This is a genomic window from Dokdonella sp. GW821-FHT11D02, assembly GCF_058808595.1.
Genome location: NZ_CM179520.1, coordinates 4,257,626 through 4,270,785 on the forward strand (window position 1 = coordinate 4,257,626; position 13,160 = coordinate 4,270,785).

5 protein-coding genes are annotated in these 13,160 nt (G+C 65.3%); 3 read left to right on the forward strand and 2 right to left on the reverse strand.

Annotated elements, in window-relative coordinates:
- Positions 1-263 precede the first annotated feature (263 nt).
- Positions 264-3,239 carry a TonB-dependent receptor plug domain-containing protein gene (locus tag AC3QL3_RS18085; RefSeq protein WP_492895489.1) on the reverse strand — a complete coding sequence of 992 codons (2,976 nt, stop codon included), beginning with the start codon at positions 3,237-3,239 and terminating at the stop codon, positions 264-266.
- A 399-nt stretch (positions 3,240-3,638) separates the two neighbouring features.
- Positions 3,639-4,649: a hypothetical protein gene (locus AC3QL3_RS18090; protein WP_492895490.1), complete on the reverse strand. Its 1,011-nt coding sequence runs from the start codon at positions 4,647-4,649 to the stop codon at positions 3,639-3,641.
- A 355-nt stretch (positions 4,650-5,004) separates the two neighbouring features.
- On the opposite strand from AC3QL3_RS18090, the gene AC3QL3_RS18095 reads away from it, so the two are divergent.
- The 3 genes from AC3QL3_RS18095 (at position 5,005) to mtgA (ending at position 13,096) form a co-directional block, all read left to right on the forward strand.
- Positions 5,005-8,559 (forward strand): S8 family serine peptidase, encoded by a 3,555-nt coding sequence (locus tag AC3QL3_RS18095; RefSeq protein ID WP_492895491.1) that lies wholly within the window; start codon positions 5,005-5,007, stop codon positions 8,557-8,559.
- 187 nt (positions 8,560-8,746) lie between these two features.
- A complete protein-coding gene (locus tag AC3QL3_RS18100) occupies positions 8,747-12,295 on the forward strand; it encodes a S8 family serine peptidase (RefSeq protein WP_492895492.1) in 3,549 nt (1,182 codons plus the stop codon).
- Between the two features lie 90 nt (positions 12,296-12,385).
- Positions 12,386-13,096 (forward strand): monofunctional biosynthetic peptidoglycan transglycosylase, encoded by a 711-nt coding sequence (gene mtgA / locus AC3QL3_RS18105; RefSeq protein ID WP_492895493.1) that lies wholly within the window; start codon positions 12,386-12,388, stop codon positions 13,094-13,096.
- Positions 13,097-13,160: the final 64 nt, after the last annotated feature.

Sequence of the window (13,160 nt, forward strand, 5' to 3'; positions counted from 1 at the left end):
ACCAGCGCCGCGGCCCCCGTTGACCGCGGTCGATGGCCCTTAACAGCATTATTACAACAATGAAATTGTGTTGTCGATGATGCGGGGCCGATTTCCGGTCGATGCGCGAGGAAGTTGCGTCCGATGCTTTGTTCAGCTCGCCGTCCTTCCAGGCCGGGGCTTTTCGGCACACGTGTGCACGCTCATTGGGCCAGCTGCCGAAAGTCAAAAAAAAACGGCCCCGTTTCCGGGGCCGTCGAAAGTCCGATCGAAGCGACTGCTTCTTAGAACTTCTGCGTGTAGCGCATGTAGTAGAAGCGACCGATGTCGAAGCCGCCGTAGTACAGGAACTGCGAGTTCGGACCGCTGTACATGATCGGCGGCTGCTTGTTGAACACGTTGTTCGCGCCGAGCGAGATGGTGCCGTTCCACGGTGCCGTCCAGCGGATCTGCGCATCGTGCCACGTCGTCGCGCCGGTGCGGTTCTGCGGCTGAGCGCCCACATCCGGTGCCACGTAGTCGGGCATGTTGCACTCCGGACCGCCCTTCAGGTCGTACGAGCAGCGTTCCTTCATGCCCGAGTAGTAACGCGTGGTCCAGGTCGCACCGAAGTCGCCGAGGTTCCAGTCCAGGGTCAGGTTCGAGCGCAGGCGGGGGAAGCCGCCGAAGCTGTTGCTGACCGACACGGCCGTCTCCGGCTTGTCGTCCGGCTTGGTGTTGTTGAAGCTGACGTAGGTGGTATCCCAGCTCAGGCGGAAGCGACCGAAGGAGAACTCCGGCAGACGGTAGTTGACGCCGAAGTCGTAACCTTCGGTTTCCGTCCAACCCTGGTTGATGCCGGCGATCAGCGCGGTGTTGACCACACCGTTAGCGCCACGCGTGAACAGGCTGGTTGAGCAACGCGACGCCGCCTGGAACACATAGCAGTCCTGCAGGATCTGACTGACCGTGTCGCCCGAGATGACGTTCTTGATGCGGATGTTGTACCAGTCGAGGCTCACGTCCAGACCCTGAATCCAGCTCGGGCTGTAGACGAGACCGGCGGTCTTGCTGGTCGAGGTTTCCGGCGTCAGGTTCGGATTCGAACCGGACACGAACGGCACACCGGTCTGGCACGGCAGATTCCGGCAGGGCGCATTGCCCTGGCCGAGCTGACGGAAGCCCGGCGCGGTCGGGTTCTGGCCGCCGAAGCCCGCGCGACAGCGAGCCTGGACGTCCGGATTGAACGCCGCAGCGCCGCGGGTTTCATCGCAGGGGTCGGAATAGCTCTCGAACGACTGGCTGGTGCCGCCGTAGAGGTCGCCGATGGTCGGAGCGCGGAAGCCCTGCGCGTAGTTGGCGCGGACCAGCAGGTCTTCGATCGGACGCCAGGTCAGGCTGAACTTGCCGTTGGTCGTGTTGCCGAACGTCGAGTAATCCGAGTAACGGCCCGCGACGTTGAACGACAGTTCCTTCGCCAGCATCACATCCTTCAGCACCGGTACGTCGACTTCGAGGTAGTACTCGTCGACCGAGTAGCTGCCCTTGGTCATGGTGCCGGCGAGGTCGGTGGACTGACCCGCTTGCTTGGACGCGTCCGGCTCGAAACGGCCCGACTCCTGACGATGCTCGTAACCCGTCGCGACGCTCAGATCGCCAGCCGGCAGCGAGAACAGCGAACCGGTCAGGTTGGCGCTGTAATCGACCGTCTTGGTGCGACCGGTGTCGTGGTAGAACGGGAACATGAATTCCTGCAGGGTCTTGTTGCCCGTCAGCGAATCCGGGGCGACCGTGCCGGCGGAATAGAACGGGTTCCACGGTACGCATTGGCCGGGGCCGGAACCGTACTGGACCGGAGCAGCAGCGGTGCCGCACTCGACGCGCTTGGTCAGCGGGTTGTAGAACGAAGCGCCGAGGGCTTGCGCCATCGCCGGCAGGCTGCCGTCACCATGACCCGTCTTCAACAGGTCGTTGGTGTTGACGAAGCCGCCGACGTCCCAGTTCCAACTGCGACCGGCGATCTCGAAGGTGCCTTCCAAGGTGCCCGAGAAACGATAGGTCTGTAGGTCGCTGCGCGTGACGCGCGGCACTTCCCAGGTACGACGGACGAAGTAGATGCTGCGACCTTCTCCTTCCGGCATGTGCTGATTGCCGAACGGGTTGTAGTAGCTGTCCGCAGACAGCTCCTGATCGAAAGACAAGCTCTGATACGGATAGCCGGCGACCTGCTGCGTGGTCGAGCGCTTGTTGTACAACGCATCGGCCGAGAACTTGATGTTGTCGGTGATGTTGTACTCACCCGCGACGAACAGCGAATGGCGTTCGACGCCGGTGGAACCCATCATCGACTGGTTCGAGTTGCTGAGGTCGGTGACGCCGCCGGCCGAGTTGGTGCCGTGGAAATCGTTCGGACCGCCGTTCTGACCGGCGTTGAACGGGTTGCCACCCGGATTGAGGGTACACAGAGCGAACGGCGAGTTCTCCACTCCCGGACAGCCGTTGGGCAGCGTGAAGCCACCCCACTGCGACACCGGCGTCCACGCATCATTGGGGTGACGCGGACCCTGCGGGTACGCACTGTAGGGACGATTGCGCGCCCAGGTCGGATCTTCCTTCGAGTACTCGGCCGCGACCGTGATCGAGCTGCGCTCGTTGTGCGAGCCAAGCGTCATGCTGTAGGTCTGCTTGGTGCCGTCGCCGTCGTCGTACTGACCGAGGTAGGCGCTGGCTTCCATACCGTCGTAATTGCGACGCGTGATGATGTTGACCACGCCCGCGATCGCGTCGGAGCCGTAGATCGCCGAAGCGCCGTCTTTCAGCACTTCCATGCGCTCAATGGCGGCGACCGGAACCTGCGAGAGATCCTGGAAACCACCGCTGGTCGCACCAAGGCGCTTGCCGTTCAACAGGATCAGCGTGCGGTTGGCGCCGAGGTTGCGCAGATCGATGTAGTAGCCGCCGACGTTTTCGCCGGAAGCCAAGACGCTCGAACGGCTGATCGCCGGCGAACCCGCTTCGGTCAGGTTCGACAGGATGTCGACGACCGAGTTGTAGCCCTGCTTCTCAATGGCGGCGCGGTCCAGCACCAGGATCGGCTGGGCGGTTTCGACGTCCGCCTTGCGGATGCGCGAACCCGTCACCGTGACGGTTTCCAGCGACTGCGTTTCACCTTGCGGATCTTGCGCGAAGGCCGGGGCCGCGGTCAGGGCAACCGCCGCTGCGGTACCCGTATACAACGCATAGCGCACGGCTTTGAAAAGCTCGTTGCTCGATAAATTCATTTCACTCTCCAACGTCAGAGTTGTGTCACAGCTCGGGACATGTGCTCTCCCATCCTGGGAACGACCAAAACGGTCCACCAAAACCCTCGGCAGTTGCCGATACTAACAAGATTCTTACGACTTGGGAATCCCTGAGCGCAGGCTTAACGCCCCGGTAAATAACCGTAAGTTCAATAACTTACGAACTTTCATCTGAAACCGGTTCGAGCGCGCGAAGCCAGCGCCGCGCGCTTTGACGGCAGCTTTTGTTAACTCGGATGCACGGTAGTTATGCGGGAAGAGGGCTTGCAAACCTCGACTCGAAGCCGCAGTCGTGGCGCCCTGAAGCATTACAAGGGAGATTCAAAGCGCTGGGATCGCGCGCCTACCGCAGAGGCAGGCCAAGCGAGGGGAAGCTCGTCAGAGATCCTGCCGATACTGGATGTATGGCGTGCGGTTCTGCTGGCCGTCCGCGTCGCGCGGAGTGTTGAGCGGAGCGTTGAGGATGTTCTGCGTACCGACGCTGAGTTCGCCGCTCCACGGCGTGCGCCAGGACACGCCGAGATCGAGCGTGGTCCAACGCTTGCCAGCGAACATCGGATCGTCGCTGCGCAATACGTGACCGACGATCGCCCCGCGCAGCGAACCGGCACCCAGCCCCAAACTCAGCGAGAGCTGGTCGAGATCGATACCCGGGAGCCCGGCCTGTCCCAACGCAGAAAGACGGCCGCGCCCGTAGCTGGCGGCCACATCGAGGGCCGGCCCATCTTCGAACTGCCAGCGGCCGCGAGCGTAGAGAGAAGCCTCCGATTCCAGGCCGTAGGAATTCAGCGAGTTCGGCAAAGTGAGCACCGGAACCACGCCGTTTCCGAGCGAAAGCTGCCCAAAAGCCGGACCACTACTCTGCGATTGCAGCCAAGACAAACCGTAGGAAAGGTCCATCGCACCATCCGGCGTGGTCCATCCCAGGCCGAGTGCACCGGTCAGCGAATTGCGCGCCCACGGCGTCGTCGCCGCTGCATTGCAATCGGCGGCGGTACAGGTCACCGACGGTGCAGCGAGGTACTGCCCGAACGTCGCTTCGGCATGAAATCCATTATTGAGCTGCCAGCTGAGGCCACCGCCGCTGACTGTCGAACTGCCGGCGAGATGCCAGCTGGACGGTCCCACATAACCAGGCGTGCGCTCGATCGGCGAATGATTCCAGTCGCGCGGCAATGCGACGACTGCCAGCAATTGTCCATTGGAGCCGGACCAGATCGGCACGACCGGAGCGCCTTGCGCCAGGGAGGTCGACGAACCGTCGAGCGCAAGCAGCTCATCCACGAGCGGTGTCTTGCTCGGTACCGGCGCCAACGACGGCAGAGATTGCGCCGTTCCCATGAGCGGGAACAGCGACATCAACAGCCATTGGGCGAGACGGAGTTTCATCGCAACCGGTACCGGACCATTCCTCGCGAGCGCGCAAGAGAGAGTGCGCGTGACTGGCAGAGTTCCCAGACTTTGGACTGGGTGGAGTATAGCGCGATTTACGAAATACTAACAGAACTCGCCGGTCTGATATTGCGAAATTTCGCGTCACAGCTCACGGAAACGAAGCGCGGCGCTCGATCCGGAATCCACATCAGCACCGACAGGCGGCCCGGCCGACGAGGACGGCACAATCACCGCGCCTCCACATGGGTCATCAGTCATACGTAAATTCATCCTGCAGACCTATGCCGAGCCTTCGCAGCCGCCGCATACTCGGATGGTTTTCCGTTCACGGCTCTTGGGGATTTTCCGCATGACGAACTTGCCTTGCCGGACTGCGCTCGCCGCAGCCCTCGTTCTTGCTTTGAGCGCCGGCGCTTCCGCCGCGCCTTCCGCTTCCAGCGTCGTCGCCGCACAGCCTTCGATCGACGCGCTCGATGCCGCTCGCGCCAATACGAATGTGATCATTTTACAGACCGGCATCTTCGATCCGGCCGCGCAACAGGTCGAAGTCAGCGCGGTAGGCGCCGCCGCCGACGCACCGTCGGCGTACGCGATCGTGCAGTTCAAACCGGGTCAACTGCGCGCGCACAAGGCGCTCGCAGCGCGCGGTGTGCAGTTCCTCGGTTACGTGCCCAACAACGCGTACTACGCCAGACTCAACGGCGTCACCCTCGCCGAGTTGTCGCGCGATCCCGCCGTGCGCTGGGCCGGCCCGTTGCGTCCTGCGATGAAGCTCGATCCGCAGCTTTGGCGCGCACAACGTCTGAGCTCCAAAGCCCTGCAGGCGGACGGTCGCTACGAGATCATCGTCAACGCATTCGCCGGCGTCTCCTCGGCGCAGATGGCAGCGGCTCTGCGCAAGCGGGCGCCGAATGTCGAGATCACCCTGCGTAGCGAGCGCGCCGATGCGCCGCCCTACGTACGCGCCGCGGTATCCGCGGACGAACTCGACGCGCTGCTGCTCGCGGCGACGGAAATCGACGGCGTCGTCAGCGTCGCTCCATGGTTCCCGACCACGACCGCCAATGCTGGCGGCATCGCCGCGTTGCAAGGCAATCTCACCGGCGCCTGCGCCGGCAGCGGTCCGATCTGCGGACCGGCACCGATGTTCGATCACGGCATCACCGGCGGCGGACAGATCGTCGCCATCGCCGATTCGGGCACGACGGTGAATGCCGGCTGGTTCACCACCTTGGACAAGGGCAGCGGTCCGCACACCGAAGTCACCTTCGCTGAGAACCCGCCGCCGGTGCTGCCGAACATCGGCACGCTGTATCCGGACAACAAGATTCTCGCCTACTGGACCCAGCCCGGCGGCCCGACCGACTACGACTACGTTTCCGGCCATGGCACGCACACCACCGGCACCCTCGTCGGCGACGCCTCGGGCACCTTCGGCGCCAACACGTTCATGCCCTCGACGCCGCTCCTGCCCAATCACGACTTGGCCGACGGCATGGCGCCGAACGCGCAGCTGCTGATGCAGGACGTTGGTCCCAATGACCCGCGATCCGTCATCGCAGCGGACTTCGCCGGCACGCTCGAGCAAGCACATCGTGCCGGCGCACGCGTGCACAGCGACAGCTGGGGCGGTCCGACCTCGGGCGTGTATTCCGACCAGGACGCCGCAGCCGACACCGCGATGCGCAAGCGCGAAGACCTGCTCGTCGTCATCGCAGCCGGCAACGACCAGGCTGGTGCGCGCGCCGTAGGCTCGCCCGGCAATTCGAAGAACGCCGTCACCGTCGCTGCGCTCGGTCATGCCGGCAGTCTGGTCAAAGCCAGCTTCTCCAACGCCGGCCCCACCGCCGACGGTCGCATGAAGCCGGACATCGCCGCGCCGGGCAGCAGCACGATATCGGCCAAGAACAGTAGCATTCCGGTGAACTCGACGCCGACGCTGCCGGAAACCCGCCCCGATTCGGGCACCTCGATGGCCACCCCGACCGTGGCCGGCAACGCCGTGCTGCTGCGCCAGTTCTTCACCGACGGCTTCTATCCGCGCGGTGAGAAGAAGGCCGCGGACGTGTTCAATCCGACCGGCTCGATCCTCAAAGCGTTGCTGTTGAACGGCACCACTCCGGCGACGACGCCGTCGGCATTCCCCAACACCGGCACCGGCTGGGGACGGCCGTACCTCGACAGCTCGCTGTGGTTCAAGAACACGATGCCCAACGGCGACGACAGCCGCCGCCTGCGCCTGTTCGAGCGCACCAACGAAGCGGGCCTGGAAACCGGCGACGTGCACGAGTACACCATAGCCAACGTCGCGCCCGGCATCGAGTTCCGCGCCACGTTGACCTGGTTCGATCCGGCCGCCGTGCCCAACGCGGCAGTGTCGCTGATCAACAACCTCGATCTCGAAGTCGTCGCACCGGACGGTCAGACCTATCTCGGCAACCGCTTCAGCGGCGGCGTCTCCGTCACCGGCGGCACGGCGGACGCGAAGGACACGGTCGAACAAGTGCGCTTCACCGCGCCGGCTGCGGGCAGCTACACCCTACGCGTGAAAGCAACGGCGGTGCCGGGCGACGGCAGCGTCGGCAGCGATCGCCAGGGTTATGCGCTCGCGGTGTCGGGCGGTTTCGGTCTGCCCGACACGACCGCCTTGCCGGCGCCGACCGGCCTCGCTGTAACCAGCAACGACACCACCGGCGTCAAGATCGGATTCACCCTCGCGAGCGGCGCGCAGGGCGCGCAGCTGTATCGCGCGGACGGCACCTGCGCGAGTGCGCAGGCCGGTGACTTCCATCTGGTCGCCTCCGGTGCCACAGCTCCGTTGACCGACGACGTCACCATCGGCGGCTTCCAGTACGCCTACAAGGTGCGCGGCATCGCCAACGACGTCGAGGGCGAAGCGTCGACGTGCATCGACGTCGTCTCGCAGGACGACTGCACCTTGGCACCGACGTTCGACGTCAGCTCGGTCATCGCCGACGGCGCCAACGCGAGCTGTAGCGTGAACCTGCAATGGAGCGCCGCGCAGAGCGCCTGCCCTGCGGCGCAGACGGTCACCTACAAGATCGAACGCGATACCGATCCGTACTTCGGCAACGCGCAAACGCTAAGCCCGGCGGAAACCGGCACCACGTTCGCCGACAACGGAGTGAGCAACGGTACGCCTTACTTCTACCGCATCACCGCAAGCGACGCGGCCGGCAATACCACCGTCGCGCGCACCGCGAACGCGACGCCGAGCGGCGCCAACGGCCCGGACCCCGCCGCTTTTCTCGACGACGTCGACACGCACAGCTACATGGAGATGCAAGCACCCTGGCAGATCACCAACACGACCGCCAGCGCCGGCAGCTTCAGCTATCGCAGCGCGCGTGATGGGGAGCCCTATGGAGCCAGTGTCTGCGCCAGCATCCAGACGCCGCCGCTGACGATCGCCGCCGGCGCGACCGGGCTCGCGTTCAAGGCGAAGTACGACCTCGAGCACGAATGGGACGGCGTGGTGATGGAGATCTCGACCGACGGCGGCACGACGTGGAACGACCTGCCGCCCACCGGCGGCTATCCGAGCTCCTTCGCGCAGACCGAAAGCAGCACGCCGGGCATTCCGGCGAATGCCTGCGGCTATCGCGCAACGCACGGCGCGTTCAACGGCGTCACCACGGCGCAGTCGAACGAAGATCCCGGCAACGGCACCGCCACCGCGGTGTTCAAGCCGTTCGCGACCGATCTGTCGGCCTACGTCGGCCAGACCGTGCAGATCCGCTGGGTGCTCGCGACCGATCCGCTGTCGGCGTTCGACGGGTTCTCGCTGGACGAGGTACACATCGGCGACGCCGGCCCGATCGATGTGATCTTCGCCAACGGCTTCGAAGAAGCAGCCAGCGGCGACGACCACATGTGCCATTGAGGAAGACGGCTGCGGCGGCTTGCGCGCCGTAGCCGGAATCGCGAACAAGGCAACGGCGCGGACTTCCGCGCCGTTGTCGTTTCGGCGCCTGCGCGCGGAAGCCACAGCGGGCAATTGAGGCGTTTCGGGGGCGAGCGCATACTCGCAGAGCTGCGCCATGGGGCCAGCCCAAACCTGGGGAGAAATCATGTCCGCCTTGCCGTCGCGCACCGCTCTGGCCGTCGCGCTTGCCCTCGTATTCGGGGCTTCGTCTACACACGCCGCACCTACTACGATCGCGGCTGCGCAACCGTCGCCGGAGGCGATCGAGTCGGCGCGCGCCAACCCCGGGCAGCTGATCTTGCAGTCGGGAATTTTCGATCCTGCGACCGAACAGCTGGAGTGGTCGAGAGTCGGCGCGGCGGCAGCAGGACCGACAACCTACGCGATCGTGCAATTTGAGGCCGGTCGCTTGAGCGAGCGCAAAGCCCTTATCGCTGCCGGCGTGCAATTTCTCGGCTACGTACCGAACAATGCTTACTACGTGCGCTTGAACGGCGCTCGCCTCGATCAATTGAAAGCGCACCCCGGCGTGCGCTGGGCCGGTCCTTTGCAGCCGGCGATGAAGCTCGATCCGCAGCTGTGGACGGCCCGACGCCTCGATTCGACGGCGCGCCAGGAGAGCGGCCGCTACCAGATCGTCGTGCACGCGTTCGCCGGCGTGTCCTCGGCCAATGTCGCCGACGCGCTGCGCAAAGCCGTGCCCGGCGTGAACATCACGCGCCGCAGCGAACGCGCGGAAGCCGCGCCCTATGTACGCGCCGAGGTCGATGCGGCGAATCTCGATGCACTGCTGCGCGGAGCGAGCGCGATCGAAGGCGTCAGCTACATCGAGCCGTGGCTGCAGCCGCGCACGACGAATTCCGGCGCGGTCGGCGCGATCCAAGGCAACGCGACCGGCGCCTGCGCCGGCAGCGGCGCCGTGTGCGGACCGGCCCCGCTATGGGATCACGGCTTGTTCGGCAGCGGCCAGATCGTCGCGATCTCCGATACGGGCACGGATGCGAACGAGGCCTGGTTTACCACGCTCGACAAAGGCAGCGGTCCGCACACCGAAGTGACCTTGGCCGACGATCCGCCGCCGGTGCCCCCGGCGGTCGGCCAGCTCCACCCCGACAACAAGATTCTCGCCTACTGGGTGCAACCAGACGCGACCGCCTACGACAACAACAATCGCTGTCCCGGCTCGCCTTCCACCTCGGTCTGGCACGGCACGCACACCAGCGGCACCTTGGTCGGCGACGCGGCCGGCACGTTCGGCGCGAACACCTTCCTCGCCGCCACACCGAGCCTCGCTAATCACGACCTTGCCGACGGCATGGCGCCGAACGCGCAGCTGATCCAGCAGGACATCGGCAACGACACCACCGGCTGCCTGGAGATCGTCGATTTCGGCGGCACCCTGCAGCAGGCGCTGGCGGGCGGCGCGCGCATTCACAGCGACAGCTGGGGTGCACCGACGGGAGGCGTCTACGGCGGCAACGACGTGGTCGTCGATTACGAGACGAACAAACTCGAAGACTTGCTGGTCGTCATCTCCGCCGGCAACAGCGGTTCCGGCGCTCGCACGATCGGCTCACCCGGCAACTCGAAGAACGCGCTGACCGTCGGTGCGCTGAACCATGCCGGCTCCAATACGATCATCGGATTCTCCAGCCGCGGCCCGACCGCGGACGGGCGCTTCAAGCCCGACATCATGGCGCCGGGCGTGGCCACCGTTTCGGCATCCGGCGACTCCAACACCAACGCGACGATCGAGCCACCGGTCAGCAAGCCCTTGGATGGAACGTCGATGGCGGCGCCCACCGTCGCCGGCAATGCCGTGCTGATGCGCCAGTTCTTCGTCGACGGCTTCTATCCGCGCGGCGTAAAGACCGCAGCCGACGCGTACAACCCGAGCGGCATGGCGATGAAGGCGTTCCTGCTCAACGGCACCAGCCTGCCGCAGCCGACCAACTGGCCGAACAACAACTACGGCTGGGGTCGCGCCTGGCTCGACGGCAACCTTTGGTTCAAGAATACGATGCCCGGCGGCGACGACAGCCGCCGCACGCGTCTGTTCGAACGACCCAACGCCGCCGGCGTGCAAACCGGCGATGTCGACGAATACGCGATCGACAACGTCGCTGCTGGCATCGAGTTCCGCGTGACCTTGACCTGGTTCGATCCGGAGGGAAGTCCGGGCGCCGCCTCCTCCTTGGTCAACAACCTCGATCTCGAAGTCGTCGGCCCCGACAGCACCACGTATCTCGGCAACCGCATCACCGCCGCTGTCTCGGTACCGGGCGGCAGCGCGGATGCGATCAACACGGTCGAACAAGTCCGCCTGACCGCTCCGGCGGCCGGGCGCTACACGGTGCGCGTCAAAGGCACCCAGGTGCCGGGCAACGGCCGTGAGGAGACCGATCGCCAGGGCTACGCCGTAGCCGTGTCGGGCGCGTTCGGCTTGCCCGATCCGACGCCGCTGCCGGCACCGACCCAGCTCAGCGTGGCGGGTAACGACACGAGCGGCATCTCGATCGGCTTCACCGCACCGTCCGGCGCGCAAGGCTTCCAGCTCTACCGCGCCAACGGTACCTGCGCCAGCGCCGCTCCTGGCGACTTCCGTCTGGTCGCGACCGGCGCCGCCTCGCCGTTGCTCGACAGCCGCCTGCAGGGCAGCTACAGCTACGCCTACAAGGTGCGCGGCGTGCAGAACGACGTCGAGGGCGAGGTCTCGGGCTGCGTCGATGCGCTGTCACTCGCCGCCTGCACCTTGCAGCCGCTGTGGTCGTCCAAAGTGCTGACTGCGGATGGCGCAGACGCCAGCTGCAGCGTGAGCCTGAATTGGTCCGGAGCCGCAACCACCTGTCCGCTGGCAACCACCATCCGCTACCAGCTCGAACGCGATTCCGATCCCTACTTCGGCAATCCGCAGGTCCTGGCGGGCGATCTCGCCGTGACGACCTACGTCGATACGTCGGTCGTCAACGGCACCCCTTACCACTACCGCGTCACCGCCAAGGACGATCTCGGCAACGTGTCGTTCCCGACCGAAGTTGCCAGCGTCTCGCCGAGCGGCACCGACGGACCCGATCCGGCCAGCTTCGTCGACGACGTCGATACGCACACTTATCTCGTCCGCGAAACGCCGTGGCGCATCACCGACACCGCGGCCAGCAACGGCACGTTGAGCTATCACAGTGCCGGCGACAACATTTCCTACCCGTCCAGCGCCTGCGCCAGTATCGAAACCCCGGCGCTCACCCTGCCGGCCGGAGCCAGCCTCAGCTACAAGGCGCAGTACGACCTCGAAAATCAGTGGGACGGCGTGGTCACGGAAATCTCGACCGACGGCGGTACCAACTGGACCGACCTGCCGCCGACCGGCGGCTATCCGAGCAGCTTCGCGCAGACGCAGGGCAACGGCTGCGATTTCCCGAGCACGCGCAGTGCGTTCACCGGTGTCAGCACGGCGACCAATCCGGCCGACCCCGGCAACGGCACCGCGACGCCGGTGTTCCGCGCGTTCGGTTCGGATCTCGCCTCCTACGCCGGTCAAACCGTAAAGATTCGCTGGCGCCTCTCCAGCGACACCAACACCGAGTTCGGCGGCTTCTGGCTGGATGAAGTCAACATCGGCAATGGTGGTCCGGCCGACGTGATCTTCCGCAACGGCTTCGAAGAGGCCGCCGGCGGCGACTACGTCTGCCACTGAGACGACGAGTACCCGCCGCCGTGACGGCGGGCTAAGCTGCAAGACATCGGCGCGGACCTCCGCGCCGATGTCGTTTCGGAAACCGACCCCATGTCCGTCACCCGCTCCGTTCCGCGCCGCATCCTGCGCTGGCTGCTGCTGGCCTTCGCGCTGTGGATCGCCACCAGTTTGCTCGCGGTGCTGGCCTTGCGGTTCGTGCCGCCGCTCACCTCGGCCGTCATGCTCGAGGATTGGATCGGCGCACAATTCGCCGGCGAGCGCGACTTCTCCCTGCACTATCGCTGGACGCCGTGGACGCGCGTGTCGGCCGCGCTGCCGATCGCGCTGGTCGCCGCCGAGGATCAGAAATTCCCGAGCCATCACGGCTTCGATTTCGACGCGATCCAGGACGCGCTGGCCGAAGCGGAAGAAGGCGAGCGCCTGCGCGGCGCCAGCACGATCAGCCAGCAAGTCGCCAAGAATCTGTTCCTCTGGAGCGGCCGCAGCTTCGTGCGCAAGGGCCTGGAAGCCTATTTCACCGTGCTGATCGAAACGCTGTGGCCTAAGCGGCGCATCCTCGAGGTGTATCTGAACATCGCCGAGTTCGGTCGCGGCGTTTACGGCGCCACCGCCGCCGCGGAGCGCTATTTCCATCTCGCGCCTTCACAGCTGGACGCGCGCCAAGCGGCATTGCTCGCGGCCGTGCTGCCCAATCCGACGCGCTATCAGGTCGAGCGGCCCTCGCCTTACGTGCTGCGCCGCGCGGCTTGGATCCAACGCCAGGTGAATCAGCTCGGCGGTGCCGCCTATTTACCGCGCTGAACACGCAGCCATGCGATTTCGCGCGTCACCGCGGTCGGCTAGCATGCGTCGGTTTCCGTCGTGG